The sequence below is a fragment of the Brachybacterium sp. SW0106-09 genome (assembly GCF_001293905.1).
GTDB classification, from domain to species: domain Bacteria; phylum Actinomycetota; class Actinomycetes; order Actinomycetales; family Dermabacteraceae; genus Brachybacterium; species Brachybacterium conglomeratum.
On sequence record NZ_BCAK01000007.1, the window covers coordinates 20,186 to 37,461 of the forward strand.

The following is a 17,276-nucleotide window of genomic DNA, read 5'->3' on the forward strand; positions in this document are numbered from 1 at the left end:
CCACGTTCCAACTCCGTACCCCTGAGGGGTAAAGCGGAGTCCTATCTCTGGGGGTATCTGGGGGATGGCGTCAAGCCTCAGTTAAATCCTCGCGCAGAGCCGTCCATCGCTGTTCTGCTGAGCCGCGCAGGGCCGTAGGTTGATCTCGCCGCCCACGACATGAGCCGTCCCCTCGATGCTCGCTCCGCTGTCGCTGTGGCCCCGACGAAGTCATCAACTCCCGCCCGACTCGAGTGGGAAATTTACGGAGTAGAACCATGGCCCAGAACAACACCCACCGCGCCGTCGGCCGAGCAGTCACGCCTGTCGGGACCGCCGGCCGCGCACTGCGGGGCACCGGTAGTGCCGCTGTGCTCGGCACGGTCGTCATCGGCTCCGCACTGCTCGCGGGCCCCGCGCAGGCCGCCCCCGCCGGCTCGCCCGCCGCACCTGCCGTTGCTGCGCAGGCTTCAGCCCCCACGGCACCGGCTCCTGCACATGCGACATCCGCGCTTGCGGCCGAGAAGCTGCGGTGGGGATCGCAGGGCTCGTCGGTCGAGCAGCTCCAGACGGCACTGAACGAACACGGTGCCTCGCTGTCGGTCGATGGCAAGTTCGGCAAGCTCACCCATGGGGCCGTGAAGGACTTCCAGCGCTCGCATGGCCTGAAGATCGACGGCATCGTGGGCCCCGAGACGCGCGGCGCACTGAACGGCGGCGCATCGACCTCGGGCGGTGGAACCTCTGCTCCCGCCCCCTCGAACTCCGCGACGAACTCGCAGCAGGCGATCGTCGACGCCGCGCGCAGCCAGATCGGGGCCTCCTACTCGTGGGGCACCTCCAAGCCGGGCGTCAGCTTCGACTGCTCGGGCCTGAGCTCCTACGCGTACGGACAGGCCGGCATCGACCTGCCCCGCACCTCGTCGCAGCAGGTCGCGGCCGGCACCACGATCTCCAAGTCCGAGGCCCAGCCCGGTGACCTCGTGGTGTGGCCCGGCCACCTCGGGATCTACGCCGGTGGCGACACGGTCATCGACGCGGGGCGCACCCCGGGCGCCGTCACCGAGCGGACCATCTGGGGTTCGCCGACCTTCGTCACCTTCCGCTGACCGCAGGTCGCAACGCCCGCGCAGAGGGAGCCCCGACCAACGGTCGGGGCTCCCTTTGCGTGCAGAGGCAGCGGTATCAGCTGATCGAGGCCAACAGCTCTGCACAGGCCTGCTCGCAGCGGCGACAGGCGTCCGCGCAGACCTTGCAGTGCTTGTGCATTTCAGCGTGCTTCTCGCACTCCTCGGCGCAGGACCGGCACGCCGCCTGACACGCCTCGAGCAGGGCACGGTTGAGGGCGACGTTCTTCCCGGTCTGGCGGGATAGGACCCGGCCGGTGACCTCGCAGACGTCGGCGCAGTCCTGGTTCAGGCGAATGCACTGGGTCAGCTCCGCCACCATGTCTTCGGCCAGGCAGGCGTCCGCGCAGGCGGTGCAGGTCTGGGCGCACTCGAAGCAGGCCTCGATGCATTCGGCGAGCTTCTGCTGGTCGATGGTGCCGAGGTCCTTCGGGTAGGTCTGAAGCATTGATGCGACGTGATGGGTCATGATCCTGCTCCTTCTCGTTCCGGACGGACCGGCGGATGCCGGCCCGTCCTGACGACGCTAGCCATCGCCCCCCGAAGGACGGAAGCGGATAGACCACTCGTTTGGAGGCGATGCGGAATGACTGGCCAACGTTGTGCTCAAGAAGTCAAGATCTGACCTTGAGGAGACCTTGATCTAGGGGTCATAGGCTGGTGCAAAGTGTCCTCTGACTATCTGACTAGGAGAAATCATGCGTTCTCGTCGCTCTCTCGGCCGTCTCGCGGCCGTCGTCGTCACCGGTGCGATTGTGTTTGCCGGCTGCACCGACAGCGGGTCTGAGGAGGGTCACACGCCGGGCGAGTCAGAAGCGTCGGAGGCGTCCGATGGTGGTGGCCACGGCGGCATGGAGCACCCGATGGATGGCGGCCCTGCGCCCGAAGGTATGGCGTCTGCGGAGGATCCCGAGTTCCCGGTCGGCACGGAGGTGACGCTCACGGCGGACCACATGGAGGGCATGGAGGGGGCGACGGCGACGATCTCGGGCGCCTTCGACACCACGACCTACTCGGTCAGCTTCACGCCGACCGATGGCGGTGAGCCGGTCACTGACCACAAGTGGGTCGTTCACGAGGAGCTCGAGAACCCGGGAGAGGCACCGCTGGCAGAGGGCACCGAGGTGGTCATCACCGCCGATCACATGACCGGGATGGAGGGTGCTGAGGCCACCATCGACAGTGCCACCGAGGAGACCGTGTACATGGTCGATTACGAGGCCGACGGGATGATGATGACGAACCACAAGTGGGTCGTCGAGAGCGAGATCGAGCCTGCGTGATGACCTCCCCGTCGAGCCCTCGAAGTGCGCTCGCCTCCTCCGGGGGTAGGCCCCGTCGTCGCACCGGCCGGTTGCCGCGCCGATCGCTCGTGCTCGGTGCCGGCCTGTTCCCGCTCGTGGTCGCCGGCTGCGGGGCCGGTGGGTCCGAGCCCGCATCCGTCACGAGCGATCAGGAGCTGCTTCAGGAACATGGCTTCGCCGACGCGGACGCGCACGAGATCATCGACCGGCTCGAAGCGCTCCCGGTGGCTGAGCGACCGCAGGACCTGATTGCCAGCGTCACCGCGACGTCTCTCCAGCTCCAAGACGATGCAGAGCGAAAGGCCGAGCTGCCCCTTCCCGAGGACCAGTTCTACTTGTCGGTGGCACCGTTCATCGAGACCACCCACGAGTGCGCCTTCCACAGCCTGACCACGTGCCGCGGAGAACTGCGCAGCCGCGAGCTCACCGTGAGCGTGGTCGACAGCAGCTCGGGCGAGGCCTTCGAAGAGGGCCCTCGCACCACGCATGACAACGGGTTCCTCGGTCTCTGGCTACCGCGTGGAATCACCGCGGAGCTCACGTGCACCCTCGAGGACTACACAGGGACCGCGTCCATCTCGACCCAGGCGGAGGATGATCTGACCTGTCTGACCAGTCTCCAGCTGACGTGAGCAGGCGAAGCACCCGGTCCGCCTTCTGGCATTCGGTGGTCGGCCCAACTGGGCGGAGCGTGACACCACGCCTGAGTCGGCGGACCACGCTGCGGCGGGGCGGTAGCCTGCTCGTCCTCGCGCCCCTTCTTGCGGCGTGCAGCGGTTCTTCGGATGCGGCGAGTGAGGCGAACGCCGGGTACGTCTCCGGTGATGGGGTTGTCGTCGAGATCCCCCCGGAGGGACGCGCCGATCCTCTGGAGCTTCGGGGAACCACCTATGACGGCGACGACTTCGACTCCACGGCGCTGCGCGGTGCACCCTTGCTGATCAACGTCTGGTATGCGTCGTGTCCGCCGTGCCGGGTCGAAGCACCGGCGCTGAAGGCCGTGCACTCCGAGTACAGCGCCCTGGGAGTGGAATTCATGGGCGTGAACACGCGCGACAAGGCCGGGCCGGCCGCCGCGTTCGAGGAGACCTTCGGCATCACCTACCCCTCGATCCCCGACACCGACGGCGCGGTGATCGCGTCCATGGACGGCAGCGTCTCGCCCAACGCCGTCCCCACGACTTTGATCCTCGATGCTGAAGGACGAGTAGCCGCCCGGATAGCGGGCGCAGCCGATCAGAGCACCCTAAAGAGCCTCTTGGATGCCGTGCTTGCGGAGGCCGCCTGATGGGTGAACTGTTCGCCACCACCGTGCTGAGCGGCCCCCTGGCCGCAGCCCTGCTGCTGTCGATGGTGGCCGGTCTGGTCGCGTTCCTCTCGCCGTGCGTGCTTCCGGTGGTCCCCGGCTACCTCGGATACATCACCGGGCTCACCGGAGGAAGCGCCGGGCCGCCCCGCACCGGCGATCCCGGGGAACGGCCATGGCGCCTGGTCACCGGCGCTGTGCTGTTCGTCGCGGGCTTCACGGCGGTGTTCCTGGTCATCGGCGGTTTCGTCGGTGCACTCGGGTCATTGGTGATCCAGTACACGAGCGCGATCAATCGGATCTCCGGGGTGCTGGTCATCCTCATGGGCCTGGTGTTCGTGGGAATCTTCCCCCGCCTCTCCGGTGTGAAAAGGATCCGGAAGCGCCCCGATGCCGGACTCGCCGGCGCCCCGCTGCTCGGGATCACGTTCGGCTTCTCCTGGACCCCGTGCATCGGGCCGACGTTCGCCGCAGTCGCCGCACTCAGCCTCGGGGAGGCCTCCGCGAGCCGCGGCGCTCTCCTGGCTTTCGGCTATGCGATCGGGCTCGGGATCCCGTTCATCCTCTTCGCTCTCGTGTTCCGGCGCGCCCTAGGAATCTCCAGAGTGCTGTCCCGGCATCGCCGCACGCTCCAGATCGTTGGCGGCTCCGTGCTCATCGCCATCGGACTCCTGCTGGTCTCCGGAGTGTGGGAGCAGTGGATGGCACTGCTCCAGGTGCGGATCGGCAACTTCACCACGATCGTCTGATCGCTGAGCCCGCCGTACGCGGCCGGCTCAGCGGTCAGACGATTGCTCGGGGCAACCGGATGGTGAAGGTGGCTCCCCGCCCTGAGCCCTCACTGGCCGCGGCCATGGTCCCGCCGTGCGCATCGACCAGGGCTCGACTGATCGTCAGGCCGATGCCTGAGCCGGAGTTCTCACGGGTGCGGGAGCTGTCGGCGCGGAAGAAGCGTTCGAACAGGCGAGACCGGTCCTCAGCGGTGAACCCTTCGCCGTCATCCGCTACCGCGATCTCCACCGTGCTGCCGTGGGTGGCTGCCGAGACCGTGACGGTGCCTCCGGGGGAAGTGTGCCGCAGAGCATTGCTCAGCAAGTTCCCAAGTACTTGGGCGAGGCGGTCCGGGTCCGCGTGGATCGTCACGGAGTGGGGCAGGGCGACTTCTCGTCGTAATGCCACACCCGCTGTCTCAAACCGTTCCTCCCATTCCTGGAGTGCTGATGCCAGCAAGTCATCGACGGCGAGGGGGTGCAGCTGTACCGGGAGCTGGCCCTCCTCGGCCCGGGACACCTCACTGATGTCGTCGGCCAACCGCGACAGTCGCACGGTCTGGCCGGAGAGGATGGGCATGGCCGCATCGGCTTCGATGACGCCGTCGGCCATGGCCTCGTGATGCGCGGAGAGGGTGGCGATCGGGGTGCGCAGCTCATGCGCGAGGTCGGCGAGCAGCTGGTGTCGGGTCTCTTCGACGGCATCCAGACGTGCAGCCATGTCGTTGAGCGTGGCCGCCAGCGAATCCAGCTCGGTCCCGGCTCCGACGGAGGGCACGCGTGTGGAGTAGTGGCCTCGGGACAGCTCATCGACAGCGGAGGTAAGGCTCTGAAGCGTCTGGCGGAGTCGTCGCGCCAGATTCCAGGTGACGAGGCCTGCAGCTAACAGAGAGACGACCAGGCCGACGCCCAGCGCAAGGGCAAGAGCGTCGCGGTAGGCACGTTCGATGTGGACGAGCTCGTCGCTGCCCACCGGGAGGTCGGTCTGGAGCAGGTGGTAATGGAAGACGGCAGGTCCGATGATCACTGTCAGGACCGTGATGGTGAGCGCACCGGCGAGCAGCACGATGAGCTGGCCGATCATCAGGCGCGAGGCCAAGCTGGTGCCAGGCCGGACCGTTCGAACAGAGGTACTGGGGGCGGTCACGAGCTCATCCCTTCCCCATCCGGTATCCGATACCGCGCACCGTGGTGATGAACCGTGCGGACTCAGCCGACTCGTCGAGCTTCCGGCGGAGGTTGGCGATGTGCACATCGACGAGATGGTCATCTCCGATCCAGCTGTCGCCCCAGACGGCTTCCATCAGCTGTCTGCGGCTGAAGGCCTGGCCCGGCCGGTGCGCCAGGGTCATCAGGAGCCCCCTCTCGGTGGGGGTCAGCGGGACCATCCGGCCAGCGAGTCGTACTTCCTGCGCAGCAGTGTCGATCTCAAGCTCGCCGAACGTACGCACCATGCCTGAAGCATTCCCTGACTCGGCGCGGGGCCTACGCAGCACGGCCTGGACCCGGGCGACGAGCTCACGCACGCTGAACGGCTTGGTGAGGTAGTCATCCGCCCCCACCGAGAGCCCCACCAGGCGGTCCACCTCCTCGGATCGCGCCGTCGTGATCAGCACGTAGCAGTCCGAGAAAGTGCGGATCCTGCGCATCACCTCCAAGCCATCTAAACCAGGCAGGCCGAGATCGAGGACGATCACGTCCGGCGCCAGGGCACGGGCCATCTCCACCGCCTCCGGACCGCTCCGCGCGCTCGCAGTCGCGTAGCCGGCCTTCGCGAGATACGCCTGGACGACGTCCGACAGCGCCGCTTCGTCCTCGACGACGAGAACCATCGCTGCGGCTCGAGCCGATTCACTCCTCATGAGCTCCAGTCTGGTCTCCGTTCCTGGACACCGCGCGTCTATGGAGGTGCAGGCGGACTATCTGGACCGGATCTTGAGGAACTCTCGACGAGATCTTCCCCCGCCCCGGGGGAACCTGGTGGGGACCGTGTCGCGTACGTACTCAACCAAGGGAGCTGCTCGATGATGCCGACCGATGCGATGTCGTGGCTGATGTGGGCGATGGTCGCCGGCCTCCTCGTACTCCTCTGGACCTCGGCGCTGCTGCTGGCACGCACCGTGTTGCCCGGGCGCCCCCGACGCGCTCGGGACGAGAACGAGGCGATCGGGGAACTCTCGCTGCGCCTGGCTCGAGGAGAGATCACGGCCGATGAGTTCGAGCAACGACGACGACTGGTCTTGGACGCCTTTCGGCCATGACACCACCCCTCGCTCTAGAAGGACTGCACCTGTGAAGACTTTTTCCCGCCGCACCGTGTTCTCCGGAGGCCTCGGCGCGGCAGCACTGACGCTCGCGGCATGTGGCGACCGAGCCGCTCCGACCGAAGTTGGAGGCTTCGCACCGCCTCCTGCCCTGACGCCGAAAGCCGGTCAGAACGTCGTCACCCAGACCCTCGCCGCGGCGCCGACGACGGTGGACCTCGGAGGGAAGACGGTCTCGACCTGGGCATACGGCGAGACCCTCCCCGGGCCGCCGATCCGCGCCACAGCCGGCGACCTGCTGCGCATCACGCTCGAGAACCGGCTGCCGGAGACCTCCACGATCCACTGGCACGGCATCCGTCTGCACAACGCCGCCGACGGGGTGCCCGGCATGACTCAGGACCCGGTCGAGCCGGACACCTCCTACACCTACGAATTCGTCGCCCCCGACCCCGGCACCTACTTCCTCCACTCCCACGTCGGCCTGCAGCTCGACCGCGGGCTCTACGCCCCACTGATCATCGACGACCCCGACGAACCCGGGGACTACGACGCGGAATGGATCGTGACCCTCGATGACTGGATCGATGGGACCGGGCAGACCCCCGATGAGGTCCTGGCCGCGCTGACCAGCGCCGGGCCTTCGGATGCAGGCGGCATGGACCACGGCAACATGCCCATGGGCGACGACGGACCTGGCGGCATGGACCACGGCGGCATGCCGATGGGGGACGAGCCCTGGGGCGACGCCGGTGACGTGGCCTACCCCCACTTCCTGGTCAACGGCCGGGTTCCCGAAGCACCGGAGATCTTCGAGGCGAAGCCCGGCCAGCGCGTGCGCATCCGTCTGATCAACGCCTCCGCCGACACCATCTTCGCTCTCGCGCTCGGCGACCACGACCTCTCCGTCACCCACTCGGATGGATTCCCCGTCGAACCGGTCACCGCCAAGGCGCTCTACCTCGGCATGGGCGAGCGCTACGACATGGTGGTCACCGTGAAGGACGGCATGTTCCCTCTGGTGGCGCGGCCCGTCGGGAAACCCAGCGGCGGCCAGGGACTCGCCGTGCTGAAGACCGGTGCCGGGGAAGTGCCCGCTCCGGACGTCCAGGTCAGAGAACTCGACGGGGAGGTCCTCATCGGGTCCATCCTGGAACCGGCCGAAGCCTCGCGACTCGAGGACCGCGCCGTCGACACCGAACTCGAGCTCGCATTCCAAGGATCGATGCAGCCCTACCAGTGGGCCATCAACGGAGCGCCCTACGGGCAGAACACTCCTCTCAGCATTCGCAAGGGACAGCGCGTGCGGATCATCGCGACCAACCAGACGATGATGAGCCATCCCCTGCACATCCACGGCCACACCTTCGCCCTGCCGTCGGGGCTCCGGAAGGACACGGTGATGCTCGCGCCTATGGAATCGTTCGCCCTCGACTTCGATGCGGACAATCCGGGCCGCTGGGCGGCACACTGCCACAACGCGTACCACCAGGAAGCCGGCATGATGACAGAGATCGATTACGAGTCCTGATGCCGTACGGCCACGCCCCCGAGGGCGCCACGGTGAGACCGGCTGCGTCACTGCGATCGATTCGACCGACCGTCACCTCATCGTCCGCGGCGTTCACGAACAGACGTGTGCCAGCGACCAACCTGCTCGCCGGAAGGCCCGCATGGAGCGTGCCTACCCGTTGTCCCCCGCCAGGGGAGACCCTCCGACGTTGTCGGGGGCTCTCCGAGGTGACCGACCTCCAGGTGAGCGCCCAGACGGTTCGCCTCGTCGTCACCTCCGAGAACGAAATCGACGACACCACGGTCCTCGGCGCAGTCGAGGAGGCCGGTTCAGTCAGATGATTCAGAGTGAGAGGGAAGATCTCGCTACGGTGGGTTCCTCCCTATCATGGAGCCCAGAGCTCTATGCCCCGCCCTGCCGAAAGGTCGGATCGTGATGTATTTCGGGATTGTGGCCATGGCCTTGGTGGCGATGCTGACCCTCGTGGCGCTGTTCGCGGCGCATCGTGTCTTGACGGTTCACGTCGATCCGTTGACCTCGTTGCCTGCCCAATCTGGATGGGTGCCCCAGGAGCACGCCCTATCGCGCTTCCACGTGCGTTGGTATCTTGCGTCCATCATCTTCCTGGCCTTCGACGTCGAGATGCTGTTCATGTACCCCTGGGCCGTGGTCGTGATTGAGAAGGGGCTCTCCGCAGTCGTCGAGATGTTCCTCTTTCTCGGCGCTCTGCTTGTCGCTGTGGCCTGGGCTTGGCGGGAAGGGGCGTTTCGATGGGTCTGAACGAACTCCTCGCCGGACTCGCCGTCCGTGCTGCCCACGTCCTCGTTGTCGAGCCGCCGGGCCAGTGGTCGATACGTGTGGAGCTCGAACATCAGATGCTGCGCCGTGGATGGCGACGGGCGTGGACCCCAGCCGATGCGGACGTCCTTGCGGTGTGCGGCGTGCCCGGCCCTGAACTGGCGGAACTGGTGGACCTCATCTGGGAGCAGATGCCCGGTCCACGGGTACGCACCAACATCAGCTCGCCCGACGCTGTGGCATTGGCTCTACGCACCGCCGCTGACCTCCTTCTCGACACTCCCGGTCATAGAGCAGATGCGCAGGGCCGACTGCAGGAACCTCAGCTTTCTGACGACTCCAACGACATGGACGACGGGGACCTCGACCATGGTGAGCACGACGGGACGTCCCCCGAAGAACACCCCGGTATGAGGAACCCAGACCATGGCGAGATGGAACATGACCAGGCGGGCCACGAGAACCACGACGGCCATGGCGGCCACGAGGGTCATGGCGGTCACGAGGGTCATGGCGGCCACGGCGGAATGGACATGGCTCCGGGGGGCATTCCGTTGGCCCAGGGCGGGGAAGACCGTGACGGTCTGGAGATGGATGTCCTGCATCTGGCGTTGGGTCCTGTCTTGCCGTTCTGGCCGGCAGGGCTGGTCCTTCGCTGCTCGTTGCAGGGCGATGTCGTGGTCGACGCCGAGGCAGCTGTGATCGATGGTGGGGGCTACGGGACTCCGGTGCAGGCGAAGCGTCCCGGCCCCGTGCCCCCGGCGGTGCGGTGTGACAATGCCCTGGCGTTGCTGGCACTTGCGGGGGCGGAAGATGCGGCAGCCCGTGCCCGCCATGCCCGGGACACACTGCTGCACGGCGAACAAGATGCTGCCCAGGACGCCGTTGAGCGGTTGTACCGCACAGTGCGGAAATCGCGGCTGCTGCGTTGGTCTCTGCGGAGCGTTCTGCCTCTCACCTCCGCTGATCTAGAGCGTCATGGCTTGCCGAGCCGTTGTCTCGGGGACGCCCACGACCGGTTGCTGTGGAGCCTCGACGTGATCCGGGCCGAGACACGCAACGAGGAGCCCGTGGCGCCGATCGAGACAGGTGTGGTGCCTTGGGAGATTGTGCCGCACCTGGTGCCAGGGGTGGAAGTGGCCTCTGTGCGGCTGGCGGTGGCGAGCTTGGATCTTGTTCCGTTCCCGGCCGTCCAGGAGGCGAGGCATGTCTGAGTCCGTGGTGACGACCGTCTCTGCCGGATGGGCCGTACTGGCAGCCATCATTCTGGGCGGCCTCGCGTTCTTCGCTGTTGCTCTGGAGGCGGCATTGTCCGCTCGCGCCCACGGCGCCTCCGGTGGTTGGGTGGCGCCCGTGGCCCGCACCGCGCGGCTGCTGCGGCAGCGGCGCCGGACCACCGTGGCCGCGGACACACTGCTGTGGCGGATCGGTGGCGCGGGCCTGCTGGTCGGGGCGTTCGTAATGGTCGCGGTGATCCCGTTGGGGCGCTGGACGCTGGCGGACCTGGACGTGGGGGTGGTGTGGTTCAACGCCGTGGACGTCATGGTCTGGGCCCTGGTGTGGTTGGCCGGGTGGGGCGCCAATTCGACGCACAGCCTGGTGGGTGGCTACCGGTTCCTTGCCCATGGGCTGGCCTACGAGCTCCCCTTGATGTTTGCGCTGGTGGCCCCGGCGATCGCGGCTGGCAGTCTTCGCGTCGGGGAGGTGGCTGCCGCGCAGGAGGGCCTGTGGTTCGTGGTGTGGATGCCGGTGGCGTTCCTGGTCTATCTGATCGGGGTGACCGGTTTCTCGGTGTGGGGCCCGTTCGCCCCGGCCCTTTCCGCGGACATTGCCGGTGGTGTGTTGAGTGAACTCTCCGGGGTGGACCGCCTGGTTTTCCTGGCCGGGCGCTACGCGTTGTTGGCTGCCGGGGCGGCCTTCGCGGTACCGCTGTTCCTGGGCGGGGGCGCCGGGCCCGTGCTGCCGGGCTGGGCGTGGGTGCTGGTGAAGACCGTGGCGGTGCTGACCGTGCTGGTGTGGCTGCGGCGGAAGCTGCCGATGTTCCGACCGGACCGGTTCATGGAGATCGGGTGGGTGGTCTTGCTGCCTGCGGCCGTGGCCCAGGACCTGGTCGTGTCTCTCGTCGTCGTCGGGAAGGGCTGAACCGTGCTGTTCACAATCGTGTTCTGGGTACTCGCCGTGGTGGCCGTGGCCGCGGGCGTAGCCGTGTTCGTGGTGGACTCCATGGCCCGGGCCACCTACGCCCTGGCGCTGTCGTTCATCGCCGTGGGAGTGCAGATCCTCCTCTTGCAGCAGAGCTATCTCGGGGTCATCACGATCTTGATGATGGTGATGGAGATGGCGGTGATGGCTGTTTACATGGTGATGTTCATGGGCATGAACCCGGCGCTGATGCCGATGGACATGACCCACGGGAAGAAGACGGCGATCGGCGCCTCGGCCGGCGTTTTCGGGCTGCTGGCTGCCGGCGCCCTGCTCATCCCCTGGCCGGAGCGACGCGGCGCCCCGCCCGAGGACCTCACGCACGCGATCGGCTTGGCGATCATGGGCGAGAAGATGCTGGTCATGGTCGTGGTGGGTGCGGTCCTGGTGGCAACCATCGTGTCCGGGGTGGTGCTGGCCGCTCATCGCACCCGCTACGACCGGTTCGGTGACGACCTACGCCGCCGGCCGGCCGACGATCCCCAGCCGGGGGGTGTGGGCCGATGACCCTGGAAGCCGTGCTGGTGGTGGCCGCCGCGCTGTTCGCGGTGGGCCTCTACGGAGCGCTGTCCCAGCAGGTGGTGGTGATGGTGATGATGGGTCTGGAGCTGATGATCAACGGGGTGTTGCTGGCCGCCGCCGGATTCTGGTGGTTCCTGGCCCCGGACCCTTCCGGGCAGGTGCTGCTGCTGGTCGTGCTGGCGGCGATGACCGTGGAGATGGCCATGGGCTTCGCCGTGGCCACGTTGCTGCACCGCCGGCGCCAGACCGACATGACGGACATGGCCGAGGAGCTGTCCCGATGACCGGGGCCGAGGGCGCGTTGCTCGCCATGGTGCTGCTCCCGGGGGGCATGGGCGCCGCGCTGGCCCTGACCCGCCGGTGGGAACGCGTTGCGACACCGATCGCGGTGGCCACCGCTGGGCTCACCACGGCACTGGCGGCAGTCGTCGCCCTGGCCAGGCCGGCGCTGTCGTCCCCGTTCCTGGCCGGCGCCGACTTCGCACTGGAGGTGGATGCCCTTGCGGCGCTGACCGCACCGATGATCGCCGCGGTGACCTTCCTGGTGCTGGTCTTCGCGGCTGGGAGCATCCGGGAGTCCCGGGCCCGCTTCCACGGGCTGATGCTGATCTTCTCCGCCGCGGCCTTGGTCACGGCCTCCGCCGCCAGTATCCCGGCGCTGCTGTTCGCTTGGGAGGTGATGGGCGCGACCTCCTACGCCCTGATCGGGTTCTGGTGGCGGGAACCGCACCGGGTCTCGGCGGGGCTCACCGCCTTCCTCACCACCCGCACCGCCGACCTGGGCCTCTACGTCGCCGCCGGCGCCGCCCTGGCCGGCGGAGCAGGAATGGCGCTGGCTGACCTCCCCGCCGCGACGGACCCGTGGCGCCACGTCGTCGCGGCCGGGATCCTGGTCGCTGCCCTGGGGAAGGCCGCACAGCTGCCCTTCTCGTTCTGGCTCTCCGGGGCGATGCAGGGTCCCAGCCCGGTGAGCGCGCTGCTGCACTCAGCGGCGATGGTGGCCATGGGCGGCTTTCTGCTTCTGCGCGTGGAGCCGTTGTTGGCTGCGACCGGGTGGGCCGGGCCAGTGGCCGCCTGGCTCGGGATGCTCACCGCGGTGCTGATGGGCATCGTGGCGCTGGCCCAGCGGGAGCTCAAACAGCTCCTGGCCGCCTCCACGGTCGCCCAGCTGGGGTTCGTCGTTCTCGCTGCCGGCGTCGGCGCGGTCAGTGGCGGCGCGGCCCATCTGGTGGCGCACGCCTCCACCAAGGCCCTGCTCTTCCTGGCTGCCGGGGCATGGTTGACGGCGGTGGGCACCGAAGATCTCGCGAGACTACGCGGAGTGGGGCGTCGGTGGCGGGTTGTCGGGGTCTGCGCGAGCGTGGGGGCGCTGGCCCTGGCGGGGATCGCCCCGCTGTCCCTGTGGGCGACCAAGGACGCCGTGCTGGCTGCTGCGCTCGAGGCCTCCCCGTGGCTCTATGCCGCCGGGTTGCTGGCGTCCGCCCTGTCGGCCGCCTATGCCGGCAAGGCCCTGTGGGCGATCTGGCGCCGCGGGGACGGCGCGGGAGTCCGTGCGGGCGGCACCGGCCAGGTAGGGGCCCTGGAGCAGGCGCCGCTGGTCGTGCTGGCCGCCGGCGCGGCCGGGCTCGTCGTGCTGGCTCTGCCCCCGCTCAGCCGGGCCCTCGCCCAGACACTGGGCGGGCACGGCGAGGTCTCGGCCGTCGAGCTGGCTCTCTCGGCCGTGATCGCGGCCGCCGTGCTGCTGCTGATGCTGCGGCTACGCGCCCCCGAGCCGAGATGGGCCCGTGAGTGGCTGGGGCTGGAGAGGATCGCGCATGCCGTCGTCGTCCGCCCGTCCCTGTCCCTGGCGCACGCCCTGGCTCGGTTCGATGACCACGTCCTGGACCGCACCGTGATGGCCGCCGCCGGGGCGGTGCCTGTGCTAGCGCGGATCGCCGCCCGTGCCGACGACCGGATTCTCGACGCCGGGGTCGACGCCACCGCGCACGCCGCCGAAGTGACCGGTCAGCTGGCGGCGAGGGTCGATGACGACGGAGTGGACCGTGGGGTGGAGATCCTCGCCGGTCGGGTCCGCCGGCTCGGGCATCTGGCCCGGATCCCGCAGACCGGAGCCATCCACCAGTACTTCCTCCAGGCCGTCGCGGTCCTCGCGATCGGCGTCGTGGCCTGGTCCGTCTATGCCGTGATGGGATGAGCATGCTGAGTCTGATCGTTTTCCTGCCCCTGGCCGCCGCCGTCGTCCTGGCGGCGATGCCGGCGATCGGCCCTGCGGTCGCCCGCTGGGCCTGGGTCGCCGTGAGCGCGGTCGAGCTGGTGCTCGTCGGAGTGCTGTGGGTCGGTTATGAGGACCCGGGGCAAAACGCACTGGCGTACGAGCAGCAGGTGCCGTGGATCCCGGGGGTGAACAGCAGCTATCACGTGGGCGTGGATGGTCTCTCGTTACCGCTGGTGGCCATGACGACGATCGTTTTCCTGGCCTGTGCCGTCTACGCCCTGCGCCAGCCCGACCGGCCCCGGATTCAGACGGCCCTGTTCCTGTTCCTGCAGGGCGTGAGTCTGGGGGTGTTCGTGGCAGCCGACCTCATCCTGTTCTTCGTGTTCTTCGATCTCTCGATCGTGGGCATGTACTTCGTGATCGCCGGATGGGGCCATGGCAACGCTGCCCGCTCGGCCCTGAAGTTCTTCCTCTACACGTTTCTGGGATCACTGGCCCTGCTGCTGGGCTTTATCGGGCTCTACGTGGCCGCCGCACCGCACACCTTCGACATCCCCGAGCTTGTCGCGGCCACCCCGCTCGATGACAGCCCGCTGACCGGGGGGCTGGTGCTGGCGGCGATCGTGGTCGGTCTCGCGGTGAAGACCCCCACCGTTCCCTTCCATACCTGGTTGCCACCGGCCCACACCGACGCCCCGGCGACCGGTTCGGCCGTGCTGGCTGCGGTGTTGCTGAAGATGGGGACCTATGGGTTCGTGCGCATCGCCATGCCGATGCTCCCGGAGGCGTGGCGGTCCTGGGCCTGGGTGATCGTGGCGATCGGTATCGTCTCGGTGCTGTACGGAGCGTTCGTGGCGCTGGCTCAGACGGACCTCAAGCGGATGGTGGCCTACACCTCCGTCAATCATATGGGCTACATCGTCCTGGCCCTGGGTGCGGCGGGTCTGGTCGCCGAGGGCGCCGAGCAGGCCCGCTCGGTGGCGGTCACCGGTGCGGTGGTGCAGATGGTCAGCCACGGGTTGATCACCGCCGCGCTGTTCCTGCTGGCGGGGGTGATGCAGGATCGGGCCGGCACCTATGACATGGGTTCCTACGGAGGCCTGGCCGGTCCCGCGCCGCGGTATGCGGCGCTGTTCGCGGTCGGTGCCTTCGCCTCCCTGGGCCTGCCCGGGTTCTCCGGATTCATCGCCGAGTTCCAGATCTTCGCCGGCAGCATCGCGGTCGCCCCGGTCACCGCCATCGCCCTGCCGGGCATCCTGGTCACGGCCGCCCTGTTCCTGCGGGCGCTGCAGCAAGTGTTCACCGGCCCCACGGAGGGCCGATCGCCCGGGTTCGCGGATCTGCGCGTCCGGGAGCTGTGGTCGGTCGGTCCGCTGCTGGCCCTGTCCGTGCTCATCGGGGTGCTGCCTCGAGTCCTGCTCGAGGTGATCGAGCCGGCCTCCGCGGCCCTGGTCTCCTTGGTCGGGAGGTAACCGGTGGAGGCCTCGATGCAGATGCGGCCCGCCCTGCTGCTGCCGGAGATCCTCGTCTTCATCGGCGGCGTGGTGGTGCTGCTGGGCGGCTCATTCCTGCCCCGCCAGCGGCAGTGGATCGCCCGCGCCGTCGCCGCGGTAGCCCTGCTCGGTGCCACGGTCGCCGCCGCCGTGGCGATGACCGGCCCCGAACAGAGCGCGTTCTCAGGCACCTTCGCTGTGGACGTCGCCACCGGAGCCGCCCGGATAATCGCGGCCCTGACGACCCTGTTGGTCCTCGGGGTGGCCTCCGGGGAACTCGCCGGCTCGCCGCGAGAGTCCGACACCTACGCGCTGCTGCTCTTCGCCACCACCGGGGTGATGGTGCTAGCCGGAACCACCGACCTGCTCGTGCTCGTAGCCGGATTCCTGCTGGTCAGCATCCCCTTGTACGGGATTATCGGCCTGACCGGCGGCCGGGCCGGGGCCGAAGCGGCGATGAAGACCTACCTCATGGGCGCGTTGTCCGGGATCCTGCTCATGCTCGGGGTCACCGTGCTCTACGCCGTGGCCGGGGGCACCGACTACGCCCTGCTGCGGGACGTGCTACCCGGGGCCCCGGCCGCAGCCGTGGGGGTCGGCGTGCTGGGCGTGCTCGCCGGGTTGCTGTTCAAGGCCGGCGGCGTGCCCCTGCACTTCTGGGTACCCGACGCCACACAGGGCACCGGCGGCACCGCCGCGACGTTCCTGACCACGGTCCCCAAGATCGGAGCGCTGGTAGCCGTCTACCGATTCGTGGCCACGATCTCCGAAGGCGACGGCTCCTGGCTGGTCGTCGCGGGCGTGCTGGCCACGACCTCCATGGTCGTGGGCAACCTTGCCGCGTACTGGCAGACCGATCCCCGCCGGCTGCTGGGCTGGTCGACCGTGGCCCAGGTCGGGTTCCTGCTCGTCCCGGTGGCCGCGGCGGGTCGCAGTGATCTGGCACTGCCCTCATTCTTGTTCTACCTCGCCGCCTATGCCCTGGCCAACGTCGCCGCCTTCGCCGTCACCGCAGCGCTGCCCCACCACCGCGAGCTGAGTGACTACCGAGGTCTGGCCCGGTCCCGCCCCGGGCTGGCCCTGGCTCTGCTCGTCGCGCTGCTGGGCCTGGTGGGCACCCCACCGCTGGCCGTGTTCGTCGGCAAGCTCACCACCGCCACCGCAGCCTGGGACGGCGGGCACGGCTGGTTGGCGCTGGTCGTGATGCTCAACAGCGTGCTCAGCCTGTTCTACTACCTGCGCTGGTTCGCGCCCGCGTTCGCCCGTCCTACCGATAACGGCGCTAGCTTCCCCCGCCCGGGCGGAGCGGCCACCTGGCCGGCAGCCACCGCCGGGGTGGCTGCCACCGCGAGCCTGGGGCTCGGCATCCTGGCCGGTTTCCTGTGGGCGGCCCTGGAAGGACCCCTGCTGTTCTAAAGACGGAGCCGGCATGGACGTCACCATCGCTGCCGTCGGCGTGATCCTCGCGTCTGACGCGCCACGCTCGTTATGGCCTCTCGGCCACTTGGGCACGGCTTATCCCAGCGCATTCTCGAGACGTTGAGCCTCTCCCGGCTTCGCCAACCCCTCGTGGCGGCACGTGTGAATCGGCTGTAAGTGTTCGTGGTGGCCGGCCCGGGGGCTGGCTGGCAGGGTTGGGGCTGGTAGTCCGGCGCCCGTCGTGACTCCTGAATCGGCTGACCCCTACGGGGTGTCATTCCCGGGATCTGTCCGGCAGGGACCGGGTGCCGGCGCCAGCCCTGGCACACTACGATGGCTTGATCAGAAGCATGTCCACCGTCGA

18 protein-coding genes are annotated in these 17,276 nt (G+C 68.4%); 15 read left to right on the top strand and 3 right to left on the bottom strand.

Translation table 11 applies throughout. The annotated features are described in order from the left end of the window. The first annotated feature begins 257 nt into the window (after window positions 1-257). A complete protein-coding gene (locus Y09_RS04980; RefSeq protein ID WP_053916536.1) occupies window positions 258-1,088 on the top strand; it encodes a C40 family peptidase in 831 nt (276 codons plus the stop codon). Window positions 1,089-1,164: 76 nt separating this feature from the next. Here the strand turns inward: Y09_RS04980 and Y09_RS04985 are convergent, their stop codons facing one another. Further along, on the bottom strand, window positions 1,165-1,575 hold the full coding sequence (locus tag Y09_RS04985; RefSeq protein ID WP_053916537.1) for a four-helix bundle copper-binding protein: 411 nt from the start codon (window positions 1,573-1,575) through the stop codon (window positions 1,165-1,167). A 229-nt stretch (window positions 1,576-1,804) separates the two neighbouring features. Between Y09_RS04985 and Y09_RS04990 the strand changes: the two genes are divergently transcribed. The 4 genes from Y09_RS04990 to Y09_RS05005 are packed head-to-tail and all read left to right on the top strand — an operon-like array spanning window position 1,805 to window position 4,465. Continuing rightward, entirely contained in the window at window positions 1,805-2,389 is a 585-nt protein-coding gene (locus Y09_RS04990) for a YdhK family protein (protein ID WP_053916538.1), read from the top strand. After that, complete coding sequence (locus tag Y09_RS04995; RefSeq protein WP_234695645.1) at window positions 2,389-3,042, top strand: CueP family metal-binding protein; 654 nt, start codon at window positions 2,389-2,391, stop codon at window positions 3,040-3,042. The genes Y09_RS04990 and Y09_RS04995 overlap by 1 nt, the downstream gene beginning before the upstream one ends. A 59-nt stretch (window positions 3,043-3,101) precedes the next feature. After that, the gene (locus Y09_RS05000; protein ID WP_053916615.1) at window positions 3,102-3,698 is read left to right on the top strand and encodes a TlpA disulfide reductase family protein; all 597 of its coding nucleotides are present in this window, start codon (window positions 3,102-3,104) and stop codon (window positions 3,696-3,698) included. Further along, a complete protein-coding gene (locus Y09_RS05005) occupies window positions 3,698-4,465 on the top strand; it encodes a cytochrome c biogenesis CcdA family protein (RefSeq protein ID WP_010534540.1) in 768 nt (255 codons plus the stop codon). Before Y09_RS05000 ends, Y09_RS05005 begins: the two co-directional genes overlap by 1 nt. 34 nt (window positions 4,466-4,499) lie before the next feature. Here the strand turns inward: Y09_RS05005 and Y09_RS05010 are convergent, their stop codons facing one another. Further along, on the bottom strand, window positions 4,500-5,570 hold the full coding sequence (locus tag Y09_RS05010; RefSeq protein WP_053916617.1) for a cell wall metabolism sensor histidine kinase WalK: 1,071 nt from the start codon (window positions 5,568-5,570) through the stop codon (window positions 4,500-4,502). Window positions 5,571-5,637: 67 nt separating this feature from the next. Next, a complete protein-coding gene (locus tag Y09_RS05015; protein ID WP_082358639.1) occupies window positions 5,638-6,318 on the bottom strand; it encodes a response regulator transcription factor in 681 nt (226 codons plus the stop codon). A 192-nt stretch (window positions 6,319-6,510) separates the two neighbouring features. Here Y09_RS05015 and Y09_RS05020 point away from each other — a divergent pair, with 192 nt between their 5' ends. The 10 genes from Y09_RS05020 to Y09_RS05070 all read left to right on the top strand — a co-directional run bounded on the left by Y09_RS05020 (window position 6,511) and on the right by Y09_RS05070 (window position 16,909). Further along, a complete protein-coding gene (locus Y09_RS05020; protein ID WP_053916540.1) occupies window positions 6,511-6,747 on the top strand; it encodes an SHOCT domain-containing protein in 237 nt (78 codons plus the stop codon). Between the two features lie 31 nt (window positions 6,748-6,778). After that, window positions 6,779-8,281, top strand: coding sequence for a multicopper oxidase family protein (locus tag Y09_RS05025; RefSeq protein ID WP_053916541.1), 1,503 nt, complete (start codon window positions 6,779-6,781; stop codon window positions 8,279-8,281). Between the two features lie 417 nt (window positions 8,282-8,698). Continuing rightward, complete coding sequence (locus Y09_RS05030; protein WP_010534535.1) at window positions 8,699-9,043, top strand: NADH-quinone oxidoreductase subunit A; 345 nt, start codon at window positions 8,699-8,701, stop codon at window positions 9,041-9,043. Further along, a complete protein-coding gene (locus Y09_RS17815) occupies window positions 9,034-10,275 on the top strand; it encodes a hypothetical protein (RefSeq protein ID WP_234695637.1) in 1,242 nt (413 codons plus the stop codon). Before Y09_RS05030 ends, Y09_RS17815 begins: the two co-directional genes overlap by 10 nt. Then, window positions 10,268-11,203 carry a complex I subunit 1 family protein gene (locus Y09_RS05045; protein WP_053916544.1) on the top strand — a complete coding sequence of 312 codons (936 nt, stop codon included), beginning with the start codon at window positions 10,268-10,270 and terminating at the stop codon, window positions 11,201-11,203. Before Y09_RS17815 ends, Y09_RS05045 begins: the two co-directional genes overlap by 8 nt. Window positions 11,204-11,206: 3 nt before the next feature. Beyond that, a complete protein-coding gene (locus tag Y09_RS05050; protein ID WP_053916545.1) occupies window positions 11,207-11,770 on the top strand; it encodes an NADH-quinone oxidoreductase subunit J in 564 nt (187 codons plus the stop codon). Continuing rightward, the gene (locus tag Y09_RS05055) at window positions 11,767-12,069 is read left to right on the top strand and encodes an NADH-quinone oxidoreductase subunit K (RefSeq protein ID WP_010534530.1); all 303 of its coding nucleotides are present in this window, start codon (window positions 11,767-11,769) and stop codon (window positions 12,067-12,069) included. The genes Y09_RS05050 and Y09_RS05055 overlap by 4 nt, the downstream gene beginning before the upstream one ends. Continuing rightward, on the top strand, window positions 12,066-13,979 hold the full coding sequence (locus tag Y09_RS05060) for an NADH-quinone oxidoreductase subunit L (protein ID WP_053916546.1): 1,914 nt from the start codon (window positions 12,066-12,068) through the stop codon (window positions 13,977-13,979). Before Y09_RS05055 ends, Y09_RS05060 begins: the two co-directional genes overlap by 4 nt. Next, window positions 13,976-15,472: a NuoM family protein gene (locus Y09_RS05065; RefSeq protein WP_234695638.1), complete on the top strand. Its 1,497-nt coding sequence runs from the start codon at window positions 13,976-13,978 to the stop codon at window positions 15,470-15,472. The genes Y09_RS05060 and Y09_RS05065 overlap by 4 nt, the downstream gene beginning before the upstream one ends. Window positions 15,473-15,475: 3 nt before the next feature. Continuing rightward, complete coding sequence (locus Y09_RS05070; protein ID WP_200716757.1) at window positions 15,476-16,909, top strand: NADH-quinone oxidoreductase subunit N; 1,434 nt, start codon at window positions 15,476-15,478, stop codon at window positions 16,907-16,909. The last annotated feature ends 367 nt before the right edge of the window (window positions 16,910-17,276 follow it).

Bases quoted from the DNA above. Each gene is read 5' to 3' on its own strand.
- Y09_RS04980 (WP_053916536.1), top strand. From the start codon at position 258: ATGGCCCAGAACAACACCCACCGCGCCGTCGGCCGAGCAGTCACGCCT.
- Y09_RS04985 (WP_053916537.1), bottom strand. From the start codon at position 1,575: ATGACCCATCACGTCGCATCAATGCTTCAGACCTACCCGAAGGACCTC.
- Y09_RS04990 (WP_053916538.1), top strand. From the start codon at position 1,805: ATGCGTTCTCGTCGCTCTCTCGGCCGTCTCGCGGCCGTCGTCGTCACC.
- Y09_RS04995 (WP_234695645.1), top strand. From the start codon at position 2,389: ATGACCTCCCCGTCGAGCCCTCGAAGTGCGCTCGCCTCCTCCGGGGGT.
- Y09_RS05005 (WP_010534540.1), top strand. From the start codon at position 3,698: ATGGGTGAACTGTTCGCCACCACCGTGCTGAGCGGCCCCCTGGCCGCA.
- Y09_RS05010 (WP_053916617.1), bottom strand. From the start codon at position 5,570: ATGATCGGCCAGCTCATCGTGCTGCTCGCCGGTGCGCTCACCATCACG.
- Y09_RS05015 (WP_082358639.1), bottom strand. From the start codon at position 6,318: ATGGTTCTCGTCGTCGAGGACGAAGCGGCGCTGTCGGACGTCGTCCAG.
- Y09_RS05020 (WP_053916540.1), top strand. From the start codon at position 6,511: ATGATGCCGACCGATGCGATGTCGTGGCTGATGTGGGCGATGGTCGCC.
- Y09_RS05030 (WP_010534535.1), top strand. From the start codon at position 8,699: ATGTATTTCGGGATTGTGGCCATGGCCTTGGTGGCGATGCTGACCCTC.
- Y09_RS17815 (WP_234695637.1), top strand. From the start codon at position 9,034: ATGGGTCTGAACGAACTCCTCGCCGGACTCGCCGTCCGTGCTGCCCAC.
- Y09_RS05045 (WP_053916544.1), top strand. From the start codon at position 10,268: ATGTCTGAGTCCGTGGTGACGACCGTCTCTGCCGGATGGGCCGTACTG.
- Y09_RS05055 (WP_010534530.1), top strand. From the start codon at position 11,767: ATGACCCTGGAAGCCGTGCTGGTGGTGGCCGCCGCGCTGTTCGCGGTG.
- Y09_RS05060 (WP_053916546.1), top strand. From the start codon at position 12,066: ATGACCGGGGCCGAGGGCGCGTTGCTCGCCATGGTGCTGCTCCCGGGG.
- Y09_RS05065 (WP_234695638.1), top strand. From the start codon at position 13,976: ATGAGCATGCTGAGTCTGATCGTTTTCCTGCCCCTGGCCGCCGCCGTC.